20 protein-coding genes and 1 pseudogene are annotated in these 18,384 nt (G+C 65.2%); 16 read left to right on the forward strand and 5 right to left on the reverse strand.

The genetic code is table 11. From position 1 onward, the window contains the following. The 3 genes from E1809_RS25325 to E1809_RS25335 all read left to right on the forward strand — a co-directional run. Positions 1-1,029, forward strand: a 1,029-nt coding sequence (locus E1809_RS25325; RefSeq protein ID WP_133206991.1) for an MFS transporter, incomplete at its 5' end; no start/stop codon positions are given. A 126-nt stretch (positions 1,030-1,155) separates the two neighbouring features. Then, positions 1,156-1,905, forward strand: a complete 750-nt coding sequence (locus E1809_RS25330) for an SDR family oxidoreductase (RefSeq protein ID WP_133206992.1) — start codon at positions 1,156-1,158, stop codon at positions 1,903-1,905. Between the two features lie 92 nt (positions 1,906-1,997). Beyond that, on the forward strand, positions 1,998-2,939 hold the full coding sequence (locus tag E1809_RS25335) for a 2-hydroxyacid dehydrogenase (RefSeq protein ID WP_133206993.1): 942 nt from the start codon (positions 1,998-2,000) through the stop codon (positions 2,937-2,939). A 219-nt stretch (positions 2,940-3,158) separates the two neighbouring features. Here the strand turns inward: E1809_RS25335 and E1809_RS25340 are convergent, their stop codons facing one another. Continuing rightward, the gene (locus E1809_RS25340) at positions 3,159-3,725 is read right to left on the reverse strand and encodes a helix-turn-helix domain-containing protein (RefSeq protein WP_133206994.1); all 567 of its coding nucleotides are present in this window, start codon (positions 3,723-3,725) and stop codon (positions 3,159-3,161) included. Between the two features lie 65 nt (positions 3,726-3,790). On the opposite strand from E1809_RS25340, the gene E1809_RS25345 reads away from it, so the two are divergent. The 3 genes from E1809_RS25345 to E1809_RS25355 all read left to right on the forward strand — a co-directional run bounded on the left by E1809_RS25345 (position 3,791) and on the right by E1809_RS25355 (position 6,374). After that, positions 3,791-5,395 (forward strand): bifunctional NAD(P)/FAD-dependent oxidoreductase/class I SAM-dependent methyltransferase, encoded by a 1,605-nt coding sequence (locus E1809_RS25345; RefSeq protein WP_133206995.1) that lies wholly within the window; start codon positions 3,791-3,793, stop codon positions 5,393-5,395. Between the two features lie 75 nt (positions 5,396-5,470). Next, positions 5,471-5,806 (forward strand): hypothetical protein, encoded by a 336-nt coding sequence (locus E1809_RS25350; protein WP_133206996.1) that lies wholly within the window; start codon positions 5,471-5,473, stop codon positions 5,804-5,806. A 64-nt stretch (positions 5,807-5,870) separates the two neighbouring features. Next, positions 5,871-6,374 carry a carboxymuconolactone decarboxylase family protein gene (locus E1809_RS25355; RefSeq protein WP_205754331.1) on the forward strand — a complete coding sequence of 168 codons (504 nt, stop codon included), beginning with the start codon at positions 5,871-5,873 and terminating at the stop codon, positions 6,372-6,374. 60 nt (positions 6,375-6,434) lie between these two features. On the opposite strand, the gene E1809_RS25360 is transcribed toward E1809_RS25355, so the two are convergent. Beyond that, positions 6,435-6,791, reverse strand: coding sequence for a VOC family protein (locus tag E1809_RS25360; RefSeq protein ID WP_133206997.1), 357 nt, complete (start codon positions 6,789-6,791; stop codon positions 6,435-6,437). A gap of 155 nt (positions 6,792-6,946) precedes the next feature. Between E1809_RS25360 and E1809_RS25365 the strand changes: the two genes are divergently transcribed. After that, the gene (locus E1809_RS25365; protein WP_133206998.1) at positions 6,947-7,699 is read left to right on the forward strand and encodes a dienelactone hydrolase family protein; all 753 of its coding nucleotides are present in this window, start codon (positions 6,947-6,949) and stop codon (positions 7,697-7,699) included. A gap of 110 nt (positions 7,700-7,809) precedes the next feature. Here E1809_RS25365 and E1809_RS25370 read toward each other — a convergent pair whose 3' ends face one another. Beyond that, positions 7,810-8,733, reverse strand: coding sequence for a LysR family transcriptional regulator (locus E1809_RS25370; RefSeq protein ID WP_133206999.1), 924 nt, complete (start codon positions 8,731-8,733; stop codon positions 7,810-7,812). Between the two features lie 198 nt (positions 8,734-8,931). Here E1809_RS25370 and E1809_RS27620 point away from each other — a divergent pair, with 198 nt between their 5' ends. The 8 genes from E1809_RS27620 to E1809_RS25410 all read left to right on the forward strand — a co-directional run bounded on the left by E1809_RS27620 (position 8,932) and on the right by E1809_RS25410 (position 15,553). After that, positions 8,932-9,288, forward strand: a complete 357-nt coding sequence (locus E1809_RS27620) for a CBU_0592 family membrane protein (RefSeq protein WP_235835779.1) — start codon at positions 8,932-8,934, stop codon at positions 9,286-9,288. A 150-nt stretch (positions 9,289-9,438) separates the two neighbouring features. After that, positions 9,439-9,855 carry a hypothetical protein gene (locus E1809_RS27215; RefSeq protein WP_205754332.1) on the forward strand — a complete coding sequence of 139 codons (417 nt, stop codon included), beginning with the start codon at positions 9,439-9,441 and terminating at the stop codon, positions 9,853-9,855. 162 nt (positions 9,856-10,017) lie between these two features. After that, positions 10,018-11,043: a biotin synthase BioB gene (bioB, locus tag E1809_RS25385; RefSeq protein ID WP_133207000.1), complete on the forward strand. Its 1,026-nt coding sequence runs from the start codon at positions 10,018-10,020 to the stop codon at positions 11,041-11,043. Positions 11,044-11,156: 113 nt separating this feature from the next. After that, positions 11,157-11,264: a biotin synthase auxiliary protein BsaP gene (bsaP, locus tag E1809_RS28120; RefSeq protein ID WP_456236608.1), complete on the forward strand. Its 108-nt coding sequence runs from the start codon at positions 11,157-11,159 to the stop codon at positions 11,262-11,264. Continuing rightward, positions 11,261-12,586: an adenosylmethionine--8-amino-7-oxononanoate transaminase gene (locus E1809_RS25395; RefSeq protein ID WP_133207002.1), complete on the forward strand. Its 1,326-nt coding sequence runs from the start codon at positions 11,261-11,263 to the stop codon at positions 12,584-12,586. The genes bsaP and E1809_RS25395 overlap by 4 nt, the downstream gene beginning before the upstream one ends. Before the next feature lie 8 nt (positions 12,587-12,594). Further along, complete coding sequence (locus E1809_RS25400) at positions 12,595-13,725, forward strand: 8-amino-7-oxononanoate synthase (protein ID WP_133207007.1); 1,131 nt, start codon at positions 12,595-12,597, stop codon at positions 13,723-13,725. Continuing rightward, the gene (gene bioD, locus E1809_RS25405; RefSeq protein WP_133207003.1) at positions 13,722-14,405 is read left to right on the forward strand and encodes a dethiobiotin synthase; all 684 of its coding nucleotides are present in this window, start codon (positions 13,722-13,724) and stop codon (positions 14,403-14,405) included. The genes E1809_RS25400 and bioD overlap by 4 nt, the downstream gene beginning before the upstream one ends. Further along, the gene (locus E1809_RS25410) at positions 14,402-15,553 is read left to right on the forward strand and encodes a cytochrome P450 family protein (protein WP_133207004.1); all 1,152 of its coding nucleotides are present in this window, start codon (positions 14,402-14,404) and stop codon (positions 15,551-15,553) included. Before bioD ends, E1809_RS25410 begins: the two co-directional genes overlap by 4 nt. Positions 15,554-15,666: 113 nt before the next feature. On the opposite strand, the gene hxlA is transcribed toward E1809_RS25410, so the two are convergent. Both hxlA and hxlB read right to left on the reverse strand, forming a co-directional pair. Continuing rightward, positions 15,667-16,290 carry a 3-hexulose-6-phosphate synthase gene (gene hxlA / locus E1809_RS25415; protein WP_133207005.1) on the reverse strand — a complete coding sequence of 208 codons (624 nt, stop codon included), beginning with the start codon at positions 16,288-16,290 and terminating at the stop codon, positions 15,667-15,669. Between the two features lie 83 nt (positions 16,291-16,373). Further along, positions 16,374-16,973: a 6-phospho-3-hexuloisomerase gene (hxlB, locus tag E1809_RS25420; RefSeq protein ID WP_205754333.1), complete on the reverse strand. Its 600-nt coding sequence runs from the start codon at positions 16,971-16,973 to the stop codon at positions 16,374-16,376. A 689-nt stretch (positions 16,974-17,662) separates the two neighbouring features. On the opposite strand from hxlB, the pseudogene E1809_RS25425 reads away from it, so the two are divergent. Beyond that, positions 17,663-18,384: pseudogene (locus tag E1809_RS25425) on the forward strand (primary-amine oxidase); the annotation flags it as partial.

The following is an 18,384-nucleotide window of genomic DNA, read 5'->3' on the forward strand; positions in this document are numbered from 1 at the left end:
CCCATGGGCGACCGCTACGGCCGCAAATTCGTCATGATGCTCACCTTGTTCGGCATCGGCGGCTGCACCTTCCTGATCGGCTGCCTGCCCACCTACGCCCAGATCGGCTCTCTCGCACCGATCCTGCTCGTGGCGATCCGCGTCATCCAAGGACTGTGCCTCTCCGGCGAGCAACCCAGCGCGATCACCATGAGCCTGGAGCACGCTTCCGAGCGCCGCCGCGGGTTCGTCTCAAGCTTCACCACGTTGGGCTCCGCCTCCGGCACACTGCTCACCCTGCTGGTCTTCATCCCGATCTCCGCCATGCCCTCGGCACAACTGCTGAGCTGGGGCTGGCGGCTCCCGTTCTGGTTCTCCGCTCTCGTGGTCGTCGCCGCCTACCTCATCCGCCGCAACATCCAGGAGCCGCCTGAGTTCATCCAGGCCCAGGCCACCAAGACAAACGTCGCCCCGCTCAGCCACCTCCTGCGCTTCCACTGGCGCGCCGTGCTGCGGATCGTCTTCTGCGCACTCATCGCCGGCACGAGCTACATGATGCAGACCTTCTCGGTCGCCTTCGGAACCGCCGGGTACAAACTCGACAAACCCACCATGCTCCTGACAACGACCGTCTCGGCCGTGATCGCCCTCGGAATCACCCCCGTGGCAGGATTCCTGGTCGACAAAATCGGGCGCAAGACCATGTTCCTCAGCGGAACCATCGGCGTAGGCATCACCATGGTGCCCTACCTCTGGTCGATCACCACCGGCAACTGGGCGTTGATCTTCCTGTTCGGCATCATCAACTACGCCTTCTTCTACTCGATGGTCAACGCGTCCTGGCCCTCGTTCTTCGCTGAGATGTTCCCCGGCCGCTTGCGCGTTTCCGGGCTCGCCCTCGGCACCCAGATCGGCTTCGCCATCTCGGGTGTCATCGGCCCCGTTCTCTCGACAGCCCTCGCCGGCGCCGACCTCAAGGGCGCTGCCGCGGCCACCTACCCGCGCAGGGCCACACACCACCTCGCTACCAACCCCGCGACAGAAAAATAACAAAACCCCGTTCCGCCCGCTGTGCGCCGGTCACGCCCAACACAACACAAGCGCGACCGGCGCACAACAGCCAAACAACTGGCCCGTGCCGTGAGCGCACAGCCACATCCGTCCCCGGGAGAAGCAATGACCTTCGCTGATTACAACACCGCCCTCGTCACCGGAGCGTCGACGGGTATGGGTGCCGCGATCGCCGAGCGCCTCGCCAAGAGGGGCCTGACCGTCCATGCCCTGGCCCGCAACGAGGACCGTCTCACCGAACTGGCCGAACGTACCGGTGCCATCCCGCACGTCGTCGACCTGACCGACACCGCCGCGCTGACCGCCGTCGTGAGCGAGCTGAAGGTGGATGTCCTGGTCAACTGCGCCGGCGTCTCCAGGCCGGGGAACATCCTGGACTCTTCCGCGGCGGACATTGACGAACTCATCGACGTCAACCTCCGCGGCCTGCTCCAACTGACGCGCCTGGTCCTGCCCGGCATGGTGGAGCGTGACCTCGGGCACGTCGTGAACATCAGCTCCATCGCCGGCCTGTACAACTTCTACGGGCACACGGCCTACCACGCCACGAAGGCCGCCGTGCACCAGATTTCCCGGCAGTTGCGCAACGACACCGTCGGAAAGCGCATCCGCGTCACCGAGATCTGCCCCGGCCGCGTCGAGACCGAAATCTTCGGCCGGAACATGGGCGGTTCGCCCGAGGCCATGGAAGAGGCATGGAAGACCTACTACGAAGGCTACGAATCGCTGACCACCGATGACATCGTCAACGCCCTCGACTACGCGATCGAAACCCCGCGCCACGTCAACGTCGGCATGCTCGAACTGATGCCCACGTTCCAGGTTCCCGGCGGCCTCACCTTCGACCGGCGCTGAAGCGCCTCCGGGGGTCCGGTGCGGCCTCCGGGAGCCTCGCCGCGGAAGCCAAAGAATTTTTGTCGACTTCACTACCTACGAATGGTGCCCACATGCAGATCGTCCATACCGTCTCCTTCCCCGACACAGAAACCCTCTCCGGGCTCTCACCCCTGCCGCCCGGACTGCAGGGCATCGTCTGGGACATGCGATCCGCCCCGGTCGACGGCGGGCTTGACGCCGTCGACGCCGTCATCCTCCCCTACCTCAACGCCGGGGAGGTCCTGTCCGAGCTGACCAAGATCCCGAACCTGAAGTTCGTCCAGGCACAGTCCACAGGCTTCGACGGCATCAGGGAAGCCGCCGGATCAGGTACCGGCGTCGCGAACGCCTCGGGGGTCCACGCCGCCGCAACTGCCGAGCTCGCCGTCGGGCTGATCCTGGCCAAGCTCCGCGGGATCGACGACGCCGTCCGTGCCCAGCAGGAACGCGACTGGCGCCCCGTTCGCCGCCCCTCCCTGGCCGACAGGCGGGTCCTCCTCATCGGCATCGGCGGTATTGGCGCCGAGATTGCCCGCCGACTCGAACCCTTCGAGGTCGAGCTCACCCGGGTAGGCAGCACCCCGCGCACGGACGCCCATGGCAGGGTGCACGATATAGGAGAACTGCATGCCCTCGCGCCGAACCACGACATCGTCGTGACCGTCACTCCGCTCAGCGACGCCACTTACCACCTGATCGACGCCACCTTCCTGGCTGCCCTGCCCGACGGGGCCTTGGTCGTGAATGTGGGCCGGGGGCCGGTCGTGGACACTGACGCCCTGACCGCGGAGGTACTCTCGGGGCGTCTGCACTGCGCACTCGACGTCATCGACCCCGAGCCCCTGCCCCGCGACCACCCCTTGTGGGACTCCCCCAATGCGCTCATCACTCCCCACGTGGGCGGGAACGCCTCCGCCTTCGAACCCCGTATCCGCAGGCTCCTGGCCAGCCAGCTCGCGGCACTCGCCGATGGACGCACCCCCGCCAACCTCGTCCAGCAAGGCCCCTTCTAATCGCGAGGCACAACACCGAATACAACGACCACGCGGCGCCCCTCCCGGGCGCCGCGTGGTCGTTGCGCTGCCTCCTGTATGTCCCGCACCGCGGACGACCTGAGCGATCGCGGGAACCTCATACTCGTCACACCCGCAGCGCGAAACAGAAACAGTTCGCCTGGGCTTCCTCGTCGCATTGACCCGTACCGGGCTCCGTTCTCCGTCTGACCGGTGACGTCACTCGTTGCCGCGGTGCACATGGGCGCGCTGGCCGTCGCGGTCGAAGATCATCAACAGTTCGACGGAGCCGTCAACCGCGGCGAACGCGTGCGGGGTCATGGTAGCGAACTCGGCGGCCTCGCCGGCCTCGACAGTGATCTCGCGGTCACCGAGCAGGAGTAGGAGGCGGCCGCTGAGGACGAAGAGCCAGTCGTGGCCGGGGTGGACGCGCTGCTGCGGCCGGGACGCAGTCGGCTCGACCCGCGTCTTCACCGCGACGGTGCTGCTGTCGGGCCGGCTAAGCGCCCAGGTGGTGCGGCCTTCGACCCGGCTCGGTGTGGGCCGGATGACAACGTCGTCATCGCCGCTCACGTCGAGCAGCACGTCCAGGCCGACTTGGAGGCCGTTGGCGAGCGGCAACAGCACGTCCAGGCTGATCGTGCGCTTCCCGGTTTCCACGCGACTGATCGTCGACGGGCTCAGATTGGTACGCGCGGCGAGGTCGTCGAGGGACAGGCCGAGAGTGGTACGCAGGCTGCGCAAACGGGTCCGGACGATGTGCTCTATGTCGGCTAGTGCGGTCATGGTTCTCCTTGCGAATACTGCAAGAAGCCTAGCACTTTGCGCGAGGCGGTCCTACGATCGAAACCATGAACCATCAGCACCGCCACTCCGACTCACCTTCCTCCGCCGCACCCGCCCTTGTCCGTCACTGCGACGTCGCCGTCGTCGGCGGATCGGCCGCTGGTCTCGCCGCCGCCCTTCAGCTCGGCCGTCAACGCCGATCCGTGATCGTGATCGACTCCGGTGAGCCGCGCAACGCGGCGGCTGTGCACATGCACAGCTTTCTCGGACGTGATGGCACTGACCCGGGCGAACTGCTGGCTGCAGGGCGGGCGGAGGTACGAAGCTATGGGGGCGAGGTGCTGTCCGGCCGAGCCCTGCGGGTGAGGCGCGACGGCGGGCGCTTCGTTGTCGAGCTGGCCACCGGAGACAGCATCGTGGCCCGCCGGATCGTCGTCGCGACCGGCCTGGTCGACGAGTTGCCCGACGTCGAGGGGCTGGCTGCACATTGGGGCCAGACGGTGATCCACTGCCCGTTCTGCCACGGGTATGAGGTACGCGACCAGCGGCTGGTTCAGCTAGTCACCCATGCGGTGGGGCTGCACGTCGTCCCGTTGCTGCGTCAGCTTAGCGACCGCCTGACCGTGCTGATCGCCGACGGGGTCGAGATCAACGAATCGGACGTTGACACCCTCACCGCGGGAGGCGTTGACGTGCGCGTCGCCACCACAGCGAAGCGTGTCCTCACCGACGCCGACGGCCGGCTGACCGGGGTGGAGCTGGACGATGGCACGCCGGTCGACGCCGATGCCATCCTCGTCGGGCCGCGGTTCCACGCCCGCGTCGAGCCGTTCGCCGGGCTCGGGCTGTACTCGACGCCACACGCCACGGGCATGGGCGAAGTGATCGAGGTCGATGCGATGGGTGCCACCGCCGTCGACGGAATCTTCGCGGCCGGCAGCATCACCGACCCGGGCCAACAGGTCCTCCCGGCCGCCGCACATGGTAGCCGCGTCGGTGCCGTTGTCGCGATGAGCCTCGCCGGCGAGGACACACAAGTCGCGGCTCGCCCGTCCGGTTCGGTAGCCGACTGGGACCACCGCTACTCCGGCGACCCTGTCTGGAGCGGCAACCCGAACGGATCGCTGGTCGCGGAAGTGGCCGGGCTGGATACCGGCCGCGCGCTGGACGTCGGCGCCGGTGAAGGCGGCGACGCGATCTGGCTGGCCGAGCAGGGGTGGGAGGTGACAGCGAGCGACATCTCCTCGCGCGCGCTCGACAGGATCCAGGCCGAAGCTGGCCGTCGTGACTTGCCAATCATGTGCGAGCTGGCCGACGCCAACGCCCGGGAGCCGTTCGCCCGAGCCAGATTCGACCTCGTTTCCGCGGCATACGCCTCGATCCCCCGCACGCCCGACCTGCGCGGAGTCCACAACCTCCTCGACGCGGTCGCCCTCGACGGCACGCTCCTCATCCTCAGCCACGACATCGAAGCGATGCGCGACCCGAAGCACCAGCATCGACCGTTCGACCCCGATGCCTACCTCCGCATCGACGACTTCGTCGCCGTGCTCAAGGCCACGCCAGGCTGGACCATTGAGATCAACGACAAGCGCTCCCGCCCGGCAGGTTCGGCAAGCGCAGCCCATCACGCCGACGACCGGGTCCTGCGTGCCCGCCGGGCCAGCTGACCCGCCCGGTAGCTGGATAGACGGGACTCATGCACGGTCTTCCGAGGCACGTTGGCTCGGGCGTAAAGTCGGGGCATGTCCACAGATGCGCCGGGCTCGCACGTGCAACTTGCTGCTGCTCTTCGCTCCAGGGTTGCGGATACCGGCACCCTGGAGCCCGGGCTGCGTCGTGCCATCCTTGCTCGTGCTGGCGGCGGCAACGCGGCGCCTGAACCGTACGATGCACTCGCCAAGCAGGTGGGTGAGGACTCGTTTCGCGTGACGGACGCACAGGTCGACGCTGTACTTGAGGAGACCGGGTCCGAGAAGGACACCTTCGAAGTCATCCTTACCGCGGCGATCGGTGCGGGGCTGCGTCGGTGGGACGCCGCGGGGAAAGCGATCAGGGAGGCCGAGGATGCGGCTACCTGAGGTAGAGCGGGGAGACACCCTCCGCCACAGGATGCTGATCGCCACTATCTCAAGGATGTCGGGAATGCGGCTGCCGGATGCAGCCCGGGTCGCGTTCTACCGGAGGGACTTCGCAGGTCCGTCCATCGGCGCGTGGACACAGAGGACAATGCGCGGGCCCAGCGGATGGTCGGTATCCGAGCGTGAGCTCATGGCAGCAATGGTCGCAACCTGGAACAGTTGTCCGTTCTGCATCGGCGCCCACGGCGCCGTCGCTGTCCGCGGCATGGACAAAGACGTCGTCGACGCCGCCCTGGCGGACTACCGCACCGCCCCCATCCCGGACAAGCTCAAAGCCGCGCTGGTATTCATCGAGAAGATGACCCGCACCCCCGATGACCTCACCAAGGACGACGCACAAGCGGCGCTGGAGGCCGGTCTCACCAGGAACGACCTCGAGGACGCCGCTGCTGTCGCAAGTCTCTTCGCGATCGTCACCCGCTATGCCAACACACTGGACTTCGACATCCCCACACCGGATGACTTCGACAAAGCAGCAGGAATGCTCCTCCGCCGCGGCTACGCCTGATTGGGCTCAGCGAAAGCCTTGGGGGGCTTCGCGAAACCGCGCCGCCCCATTTAGCGGGGGCTATGCGCCTTTGTCGATGACACAGAAGCGGTTGCCGTCCGGATCCTCGAGGACGACGAAGTCGGGATCATCCGGGTACAGGTCCCAGTCCACACGCCGGGCGCCGAGCGAGACGAGGCGCTCCACCTCTACGGCCTGGTCCGCCGCATAGAGGTCCAAGTGGATCCGGGGATGGTGCTGGACCGGCGTTTCGCTCCGCATCAGCGACAGCAGAGCGCCAGGTCCCGACGGCGGCGTGAGGGTTACCCACGTATCGTCACCGGGTTCCCGCGGCACGTAGCCCAGGGCGGCGTGCCAGAAGTCGGTGGCGGCGGCAATGTCGTTGACGCCGAGGACGATGGTTCCGATGGTCAACATCAGCCAAGCGTAGACCCGGTTCGCGGCCTCCGGAAAGGGTCGTCGTCGCAAAGTCCAATGGGCAAGCCCGCCTCTGGGTGCCGGAATTCAGGCATTCGCGAGCCTTCAAAGCTGGCACACCGCGCGTCGCCCGAACCTTCCGATATTGTGAGCCCATGCCCATCGAGATTCCTGCCGCAGAAGGCACAGCTGAGGCCCTCGTGGCCCGCCCGTCCAACACAACCGGCCGACCGGTTCCCGGCGTCATCCTCTACATGGACGCCTTCGGCCTGCGCCCCCGCATCCAGGAAATGGCCCAGCGCATCGCGGACTGGGGTTACGTCGTGCTCGCGCCTAACGTTTTCTACCGCGATGGATCCATAGCTGAGCTCGCCCCGGCCATGGACATGTCCACCCAGGAAGGCAGGGAGACTGCCGGCAAGGCGGCCTTTCCCCGGGTTCGCCGCCTGACCCCGGACAAGGCACTGCCGGACATTGATGCGTGGGTTTCCGCGCTGGCTGGCCTCGACGATGTGGCGCCGGGCCCCATCGGGACCACTGGTTACTGCATGGGCGCCAGGCTTGCGGTCCGAACGGCAACCTCGCACCCGGAGGTGGTGGCAGCATGCGGCGGCTTCCACGGCGGAGGCCTGGCTACGGATGAGCCAGACAGCCCGCACCTGGGACTGGAAAACGCTCGGGCCCGCTTCGTGTTCGGCCATGCGGACAATGACCGGAGTATGGGCCCGGACGCGGTCGACCGGCTCGGCTCGGCACTGCGGTCCGCGGGTCTTGAGGCGTCCAACGAAATCTACGCCGGGGCGCCGCACGGCTACACCATGGCGGACACCTCAGCCTTCCACCCGGAAGCCACCGAACGGCACTTTCAAGAGCTGAGGGCCCTGCTCGACGGGACACTGAAAGCCTGAGCGTCCGTGGCGCGGGCGGCCTTGCGGACTGGCCAACCCCGGCAGGCCTCTGCCAATACCTGCGCAAGTAGTCGCACATTCTTCCGTTCCAACAGCCAGCGTTGTGATGGCTAGGAACCAGCCCGGGTGTCGAACGCGGCAGCGGACTCCCGTAGAAGGCGAGCCACCGTATCCACTGGAAGATTGGTTGGCCTTCGCCGGTCGAACCGTCGTAGGGCGATGTGCCTGGTCCCTAAACCGGGAACGTCCAGGATGTCTACCTGATCCTGGACCATGCCCGTCAAAGCCAACGTGGGTACGATAGCGATGCCCTCTCCGGCAGCGACCAGGGCGAGGGCGGTGAGCGTGTCCTGGTACTGATGGACGGTTTGGATCTGGATTCCTGTTGAGTGGCGGAGGCGCCCCAGCACGGCAGCGTTTGCTGCGGACTGTTCGACGCCCAACCAGGGAAAGGGCAGCCGACTGAGGTCAATATTGTCGGTGATGAGCAGCGAACCTGCGGGGACAACCAGTTTCCACGGTTCATCCAGAAGAGGTTCTTGGATCATTCCTGCCGAAACGGGGTGCTGCTCCCCCGTCGTCGAGTCCAGTTCAACGACGACGGCGTCCAGCTCACGCTGACGAAGTAGCCGCATCAGCGCTGGAAAGTCGTCTTCGACGATTTGAAGCTGCAATTGCGGATATTGCCTGCGCCACTCAGGAAGACGCGGGATGACAACTGTTCGCATGAAGCTGGTGAAGCCGCCCAGTCGGACCACTCCTGCGATCTTTGCCTCGCCTTGCATTCGAGCCTGAGCGACACTGAGAGCGCGTTCTATTTCCTCCCCGGCTTCCGCGAGCGACAAACCAGCCTGCGTTAAGACGGAGCCTTTGGGTGTGCGGAGGACCAACGGGTGGCCGATCTCGCTCTCAAGTTTGTTGAGCTGCTGCGATACCGCCGAGGGTGTAATTCTCAGCTCGTCGGCAGCCGCCAGAACGCCGCCTGTACGGGCAATCGCAAGAAGAACAAGCAGTCGGCGAGGATCCATCTCCATGTTAAGCGATTCTAAACGCCGGATTCAGAAGAATGCAATTGAACTAAAGTCAGCACGTCGAAATAATTAAAGCGAACCGGGAATTCATTGCACAAGCGACTGACACAGAATTCAGGGCTTTATTCCCTATATCCCCCTGTATCCAGTTACAGCCGGCCAAATCGACCGGCGGGCTGCCCAACCCGTGAAAGGACTCGTATGGAAGCGCTGTGGGAAATTGTCGGTTGGGCCGGGGCCGCTGCGATGCTCAGCGCCTTCATGGCAGTGTCCATGGGCTGGATCAAGACGGGAATAGGCTTCCAGACCGTGAATCTCTTCGGTTCTTGCGCCTTCATTATCAACGGCACCCTTCATGGCGCATGGCCGTCCGTAGCCACAAATGTCGCATGGTTCCTTATCTCGGCAATCGCGCTTCTTCGCATGCGCATCAAGCATCCAACTGCCGCTATTGATGCTCAAGTAGCAGAAATCTCGGACGCCCCCATCGAAATCGGGATCGCCAACCCCCACGGGACACCTTCTGCGCCCAGGTTCGAAAGCCCTGTCTGTAACTGACGCATGACGGCACGATCCCTCGGCTGGCGGGCTTCGGCTTCTATCCCACATTTTTGTTGCGCGAGCCGGCGAGGTGGGTTCCACAGCGAACGCCAACCGATGCCCGCTGCTCCTCTTGCACCGTTCATGGGGTCAAGCTAACTTGACCCCATGAACGGTGATGCGGCGTCGGTCGAGCAAGCACTTAACAGCGGTGATATACACGCGGTATTAAAAGTGTGGGAAGACTTCAACCGCGGCGAGACGTGGCGAGAGGTCTCGGCCTCCGGTAGCGATCAGGTGCGAGCGTCCGCGGCACACTTCCTTGCGGAGGTATCGGAAATCGCAGCGCTTGAGGCGTTGCGTGCCAACGCGAAGGCCGTCGAACTGCTCACGGCCAGGCGCTGGTACGTTATCAAGTCTGCACGGGAAGCCGGAGCCACATGGGCCCAGATCGGCGACGCGTTGGGAATCACCAAACAAGCCGCCCATGACTTCTACAGCCGCAAGATCGAAGAACTGGAGAAGCCGAACCCTCACGACGTAGCAGCAGCGAGAGCGGTCCTGGAAGACGCCAAGGAAAACTAGCCCGGGCTCCCGCCCAAAGGCCAAAGGTCCAGGAGCGCAGAACCGGGGCGGCGGACGCAGCCAAAAAGCGCCGTCCAGCTGAATTAGTGTCCAAATACCTCGACGTCGTTTTGTAAGCACCCGACAAAATCGGGCCATCTGCTCGCGGATACCGTCTACTTCATGACGACCGAAGCAACCCAAGAAGCCACTGGTTACGCCATCCTTGACCTTGCGAGGGAGCAGGTCCTGGGGCGAGGCGAAGGCCTGACGGAACCCCAGCTTGTAGAAATCCTCCAACTCCCGGACGACGCGATCCCGGCCGCCCTGCAACTTGCCCATGAGGTCCGGCTAAAGCACTGCGGCGAAGACGTGGAGGTGGAAGGCATCATCTCCATCAAGACCGGCGGCTGCCCGGAGGATTGCCATTTCTGCAGCCAGTCGGGACTGTTCGACTCCCCTGTCCGCGGCGTGTGGCTGGACATTCCGGAGCTCGTGAAAGCAGCCAAAGAAACGGCCGCGACCGGAGCCACCGAATTCTGCATCGTCGCGGCAGTCCGCGGCCCCGATATCAAGCTCATGAACCAGATCAAGTTCGCGATCGACCGCATCAATGCAGAAGTGGACATCAACATCGCGTGTTCGCTGGGCATGCTCACCCAGCGCCAGGTGGACCAACTGGCCGAATGGGGCGTGCACCGCTACAACCACAACCTGGAAACGGCCCGCAGCTACTTCCCCGAAGTGGTCACCACGCACAGCTACGAGGAACGCCTCGAAACCTGCGCCATGGTCAAAGCTGCCGGGATGGAGCTCTGCTGCGGCGCCTTGATCGGGATGGGCGAATCCCTGGAACAACGCGCTGAACTCGCGGCCCAGCTCGCCGCCCTTGAACCTCATGAAGTCCCGCTGAACTTCCTCAATCCTCGTCCCGGAACACCCCTGGAAAGCCAGGGAATCATGGACGGCAAGGACGCCCTCCGGGCCATTGCGGCCTTCCGCCTCGCAATGCCCCGCACCGTCCTGAGGTACGCCGGCGGCCGCGAGCTGACCCTCGGTGACCTTGGCACCCGCGAAGGGCTGCTCGGCGGGATCAACGCCGTGATCGTCGGGAACTACCTCACGACCTTGGGCCGCCCTGCCACCGCTGATCTCAATCTGCTGGTAGAGCTCAACATGCCCATCAAGGAACTGCAGAAATCGCTGTGACCGCCGAAGCCCTTTACTGCGGCCATTGCGGCGGCGAAGCGTCCGGCGACCCGGCCGCTCAAGGCGGGAACCCGGCGTCGGACACTCACAACGGTTGCCGGGAGCGGTTGGCGATGGAGCCGCCCAGGTACTGTGCGAGGTGCCGGCGCCGGATGAAAGTCCAGGTCACACCCTTGGGCTGGACCGCGGACTGTTCCCGCCACGGACGGATGGAACCATGACCTCGCTTATTGAGCGCGACCGGGCCAGCCTGTGGCACCCGTACGCGCCAGCGTCCGGAACCCTGCCCCTGTGGGAAGTTGAAGCCGCCGGCGGCGTGGCGCTGCGGCTGCGCGACGAGGGCGGGCGCGTGCACGAGGTGCTTGATGCGATGTCCTCTTGGTGGTCGGTAATCCACGGGTACAGGCACCCGGTGCTTGACGCTGCTGTGCAGCGGCAACTTGCGTCGTTCAGCCATGTGATGTTCGGTGGCCTGACGCATCAACCGGCTGTGGACCTCGCGGAGAAGCTTGTAGCCATGGCACCCGGCGACCGGCTGGAGCGGGTGTTCCTGGCGGATTCGGGATCGGTCTCCGTGGAGGTCGCCTTGAAGTTGGCGGTGCAGTTCCAGACAGCTTCGGGCCGTCCGAAACGGCAGCGGTTCCTCACCGTCCGCGGCGGGTACCACGGGGACACCTTCGCGGCCATGGGGGTCTGCGACCCGGTAGACGGAATGCATTCGGTTTTCCCTGGCCTGCTTGCCGGGAACGTCTTCGCACCGCGGCCCCCGGCCGCGGCAGATGCGACCCCGGAGACGATCGGGGCGTGGCGGGCGGCAATCGGGAACCTGGCTTCCGCGCATGCGGACGAGCTTGCGGCAATCATTGTGGAGCCCGTCTTGCAGGGCGCCGGCGGCATGTTCGCCTACCCGCCTGAGTGCGTGAGGGTCCTGCGGGAACTCGCCGACCACCACGGTTTGTTGCTCATTCTCGATGAGATCGCGACCGGGTTCGGGCGCACGGGCGAGCTCTTCGCGGCAGACCACGCGGGAGTGGTTCCGGACATCATGTGCGTCGGCAAGGCCCTGACCGGTGGCTACCTCACGCTGGCCGCGGTCCTGTGCACGGGCGACGTGGCCCGGGCCGTGTCGCGCTCCGGTGCGGGTGCCTTGCTGCACGGACCGACCTTCATGGCCAACCCGTTGGCGTGCGCGGTGGCCAAGGCCAGCTTGGGATTGCTGCAAGACGGTGATTGGCGCTCGGACGTTTCCCGTGTGGGTGCCGGGCTCGCGAAGGGCCTGGCCCCGGCGTTGGAGCTCGACGCCGTGACTGACGTCCGGACCATCGGCGCGGTAGGCGTCATCGAGTTGCGCGACGCCGTGGACGTCGCCGCGGTCACGCGCACCGCCGTCGAGCACGGCGTCTGGGTGCGCCCCTTCCGGAACCTCATCTACGCCATGCCGCCCTACATCAGTTCAGCCTCCGACGTTGAAACCATTGCCACCGGGATGGTGGCCGCAGCAAGCACGGTCGCTGACACGGTGCAGCAAAAGGCGGCAGTATGAGCCAATCCATGACGCGGTGGCTGGAACAACAGGCCGCGGTCCGTGAGCGTCGCGGACTCGTCCGGACACCATCGACCCGCGGAGCGGACGAACGGGCAATCGACCTTGCGAGCAACGATTACCTGGGCCTGGCCCAGGACCCGCGCCTTGCCGAAGCGGCCTCGGCAGCCGCGCACCAGTGGGGCACCGGCTCCGCGTCCTCCCGGCTGGTCGCCGGCACCACGGAACTCCACGTCGAACTCGAGCGTGAACTAGCTGCCCTCATCGGGATCGAAGCCGGGCTGGTGTTCTCCTCCGGATACCTGGCCAACCTTGGGATCACCACGGCATTGGGCGGTCCAGGCACGTTGATCGTGGCGGACGAACACTGCCATGCGTCGTTGATTGACGGCTTCCGGCTCAGCCGCTCCGCCGTGGAAACTTTCGCACACAACGACGTTGCCGAGGCGGACCGGCTACTGCGCCGGCGCTCGCAACCGCGGGCCTTGATCGCCGTCGAATCGATCTACAGCGTGGGCGGCGATTCCGCCCCGTTGGGAGAGCTGCTCGTCTTGGCCGAGGAGCACGACGCCGTTCTGCTGGTGGACGAAGCCCACAGCGTGGGCGTGGCCGGAACCGGAACACAACTGGGGTATGGGTCAGTCGCGGGAACCGCCCTGGCAGGCCACCCGGGCGTTGTCATCACCGCAACACTGTCCAAAGCCCTCGGCAGCCAAGGCGGCGCCGTGCTCGGATCAGCACTGTTGCGTGAGCACTTGGTCAACCGCGCCCGCAGCTTCATTTTCGATACCGCCCTGGCCCCGCCGGCGGCGGCAGCCGCGCTCGCCGCCGTCGGAATTATCCGGCAAGAACCCTGGCGCGCCCAAGCCGTTCACCATCATGCCGCCCGCCTGGCCGAGCACCTGAACCTGGACCCTTCCGCCGGCGCCGTGCAATCGCTTCGAATGTCCTCGCCCGAAACCGCCGTGGCAGCAAGTCGTGCCGCGGCGGCCGCCGGACTGCGGATCGGCTGCTTCCGACCACCTTCCGTCCCCGACGGCATCTCGCGCCTGAGGCTGACCGCCCGCGCGGACCTGACCGATGCCGACCTTGACCACGCTTGCGCAGTGCTGCGCGACATCCTGGAGAGAACACCATGACCCTTCCGCGCATCATCCTGATCACCGGCACCGATACAGGCGTCGGAAAGACCGTCACGACGGCGGCGCTCGCCGCCGTTCTGCAGCAGCAGGGCCGTTCCGTAACGGTTTACAAGCCTTGCCAAACCGGTCACAGCCTTGGCGATTCGGATGTCGCCGAGGTGATCCGGCTGGTGGGACCGCTCACGGCCGAAACCGGCGTTGTGCTCGGCGAACCCCTCGCGCCGGTGCCCGCTGCTGCGGTCGATCGGGTGGTACTGCCGCCCCTGGCGGCCCACGCCGAACGCATCCTGGACCTGGCCTCCGAACACGACCACGTCCTCGTCGAAGGTGCCGGCGGCTTGCTGGTTGAGTTGGATCACGACGGCGGCACTCTGGCCGCGCTGGGCGCTGTCCTGGGCAACCAGGCGGGCTTCGTCGTGGTGGCCCGGCCGTCGCTGGGCACCTTGAACCACACAGCATTAACGCTTGAGGCGCTGGAACGCCGCGGCCTGCACGTCGCAGGAGTCGTACTGGGCGGATGGCCGGACACACCAGGGCTCGTGGAACAAAGCAACAGGGCAACCCTTGCTTCATGGCCCGCGCCCTTCCTCGGCGCCTTGCAAGACGGGGCCGCACAGCTGGATCCGGCTGTGTTCCGCGAACGGGCCTGCCTGTGGCTTGAAGAGGTTCGGGCATGAGCGCGCCAGCCGCGTGCCCTTACACGGTAGTGCGGGACCCGGACACCGTCCGTGACATCCTGCACCGGCCCGACGACTTCAGTCCGGCCAACGCGTTGCTGGCCGTCACTCCCCTGAGCGGCCAAGCGCTCCGTGTGTTGCAGAAGGCCCGCTTCGCCCTGCCACCCGTTCTGGCCAGCAATCCCACCGCGTCCCATGCAGGCATCCGCAAAGTCGTCGCGGGTTTCTTCACCCCGGCCAAGGTGGCCGCGATGGAACATCGAATTCACAAACTTGCCCGTGAAGCGGCTGCGGCTGCGAAGCTTCACTTGGCCGCCGCAGGACAAGTGGACCTGGTTCAGGCTGTCGCCGCCAACCCTCCGGCCGTGATCATGATGGAAATGCTGCGGCTACCCGTCCGGGACCTGGCACAACTCAAGGCCTGGAGCCTGGACTCACTCGAGTTGTTCTGGGGCTGGCCGGATCCCACGCGGCAGCTGGAACTCGCCCGCAGCGCGGCTGCCTTCTACACCTGGCTTCGCGAGCTCGTCTTGGAAGCCGTGACGGCCGCGCCCGAAGACGGGGCCCCGAACCTGTTCCGGGCCCTCGCGGACCACGGGCTGACCATCCCGGAGATCTGCTCACTTGGATACTTCCTGCTCATCGCTGGCCAGGAGACCACCACCCAGCTCATCAGCACCACCCTGTTCCGGCTCCTCGAGGGCTCCCGCGGCATGGCCTGGGAGGAAGCATCGTCCGGTGCCAAGGCCGGGGACATCGTGCGGCACATCCTCGCGACAGAATCCTCCGTCCCGACATGGAGGCGCGTCGCAGCCCGTGAGACTGAACTGGCAGGAAAGACTGTGTCCGCCGGCGACGAGATCCTCATGGAGCTGACCGGGAATCACGGCTTCCTGTGGCCCGCGGACGGCGGCCATCCCAGCGTCTCTGGTGGCACTAGACGGGCGGGACCCACACCCTACGGCCTGGCCTTCGGTTCAGGCATCCACCGCTGCCTGGGAGCGAAGCTCGCCGAACTGGAAGCTGCCATCGTCATCCAGGAAACGGCAGCGGCACTCCCGGGCATCGGGCTGCACGAATCGGCCCCGGAATGGCTACGACTGCTGTCCTTCCAAGCACCCCGTAAGGTAGTCGCCCACCTTGTCTGAGCCAGCCCGCAGTCCTCGTTGAGGCGGCCAAGGCCTTATTCATCGTTAAAGCAGTCTCGTCCCGCAGCCTCAAAGGCTGCGGGACGAGACTAATCTTTCAGTCAGTCCGAGGACTAGACGATGGCGGCGCGGAGTTCCTTCGCGGCCTGTGCCGGGTCAGCTGCACCGTAGATGGCGCCACCGGCGACGGCGACGTCGGCTCCGGCCTTCTGGACGTCCGTGATGGTAGCAAGCTTCACGCCACCGGCCACGGAGAACGGAACACCGGCCTTCTCGCCGGCAGACAGGAGGCCGGTGAGGTCGAAGCCGGGCTTGGCCTGCTCGTCGAGGCCAGCGTGCATCTCAACGAACTTCGCACCGAGGGCGTGAACTTCCTTGGCGCGGGTGACCTTGTCTTCGACGCTGATGAGGTCAACGACGACGCCCTTGTTGTGGGCCTTGGCAGCCTTGACGGCACCGGCGATGGTGGAGTCGTCAGCGGTACCCAGAACGGTCACGAGGTCGGCACCGGCCTTGAACGCGATGTCGGCTTCGAGTTCGCCGGCGTCCATGGTCTTCAGGTCAGCGAAGACGACCTTGTCCGGGTGGGCGTTCTTGACCGCGGTGATGACCGAGAGGCCCTCAGCCTTGATCAACGGGGTGCCCAGTTCGATGATGTCGACGTGCTCGGCAACCTTGCCGGCCAGTTCGAGGGCAGCTTCGGTGGTCAGGAGGTCAATGGCAACTTGGAGCTTCATGATGTTTGTATCTTTCTCTAAGGGAACTGCTGGTTTGGGTGGAAAATGAGGGTCCCGAAAGGGCTCTTACTCGTGGTTGGTTCTTACTCGAGGTTTGCGTGGCGCAGCCACAGCTCCTCGGCCGGGGTGGCGACGTTGTCCCAGAGCGACTGGAAGATCGCTTCGGTGGCGATGAAGAGGGCCTGCTCGAAGAGCGAACCGGCGTACTGGCGCGAAACGCTGGAGCCGTGGTCGGTCTTCTGGGCGGCGGGGATGATCACCACGGCGTCGGCCAGGCCGGCCAGCGGCGAGTCCGGGTTGGTGGTGAACGCCGCGATCTGGGCTCCGGCCTTGGCAGCCGTCTCGGCGGACTTGACGACGCCGGAGGTCGTTCCCGATCCGGAGGCCACCAGGAGCACATCGCCGGAGCTGATGGCGGGGGTGGTGGTGTCGCCTGCGACGTGGACGTTCATGCCCAGGTGCATCAGCCTCATGGCCGCCATGCGCAGGACCAGGCCGCTGCGGCCTGCACCGGCAACGAATACCCGGCCGGGGTGGCTGAGCATGCTTGCCAGACGGGCAACCTGCTCCTCGTCAATCTTCGCGGCCGTAGCCGAAATCTCGTCCCTCACGAGGGACAGATTGCGGACAATGTCACTTGCGGTACTCTGCGCGCTGCGCGGTTCACCGGCTATCGAATTCACAAATAATCCCTTCGACTTGACCGCGCACCGTAGCGGCCACACGGAAACTTGAGGTCGAGATCCATACTCCCGAAACAAACGGGCAGGGGTAACACTGATTTCTGACAGTTCTTACTACCCAATCGGATGGGGTGGACTTCGAGGACCTCGACGCCGACCTGGAAGGCGCCCGGAACTGCATGGATCGCGGAAAAAGGGTGGTAGATCGAAGGAGATCAGTTCGTTCGTCGAAGATTCGGCTTCGGTTTGCTGTGCCGGACCCTCGCTACGGAGCAACAATCGCCGGAGAAGCAACGCTTCTCCGATTGTTTCCGGCATGTTAACCCGGGCGGGAAATTAGTGCCCTGAATTTCTCAAGTAAATATCTAAAAAACGCTCGCATAAATGAATTCCCTCACGTAGTTTTGCTGCATGAAAGGAACGCAAGTGACCGGCATCACGCTGGCAAAGCCCAGCGCAGGGCCTGGCCGCCAGCCGAATCACTCGCACTAACGAACGAGCAGTTCCAGTAAGTGGAACTGGCAGGAGTTTCCCACAACCTTTGTGTCCGTCAGCCCCGTCGGCAGCACAGTCGATCGGCTGGACACAGGACACCCCTTTGTTCCGAAGAAGCCGCGATGGCGGCTGCCTTTGGCGTGGGTGTTTGTCCTGATTTTTGTATCTAGCTATCTGGTTATTAGAGGAGAAGTATGACCATCAACAGTGAGGTTGAATCTGCCGTGGGTACGGCGCATCCTTTGGATCCTTTGTCCCGCGCCGAAATCTCCCGTGCAGCCGCCATCTTGAAGGAAGGCCCCGCCGCCGCAGACACCTTCCGCTTCGGCAGCATCGAACTCCGTGAGCCGGGCAAGGCTGAGTTGCGGGCTGGTGCCGCGGTGGTGCGTGAGGCTGATGCGGTGTTGATTGACCGGGCGACGGGGGCGGCGTTCGAGGCCGTGGTGGATCTGGACGGTGGCCTGGTGTCGTCGTGGACGCAGCTGGCCCGGGGTGTGCAGCCGCCGTTCATGTTGGATGAGTTTGATGAGTGCGAGGTCAATTGCAAGAAGGACCCGCGGGTGATCGAGGCGTTGGCCAAGCGCGGCCTGACGGACCTGGACCTGGTCTGTTTCGAGCCCTGGAGTGTGGGCTGGTTCGGTGAGGATGCCCAGGGCCGGCGTCTGATGCGTGCCCTGGTGTTCGTGCGGGATGAGCCGGATGATTCCCCGTACGCGCACCCGATCGAGAACCTGGTGGTGATCTATGACCTGTCCTCGGGCCAGGTGGCGAGGATTGATGACAACGAGGCGATCCCGGTCCCGGCCGCGCGGGGTAATTACCTGCCCAAGTACGTCGGGGAGGCCCGGACGGATTTGAAGCCGATTTCCATCACGCAGCCCGAGGGGGCCTCGTTCACGGTCACGGGCAACCATGT

The sequence above is a fragment of the Arthrobacter terricola genome (genome assembly GCF_004354015.1).
GTDB lineage: Bacteria > Actinomycetota > Actinomycetes > Actinomycetales > Micrococcaceae > Arthrobacter > Arthrobacter terricola.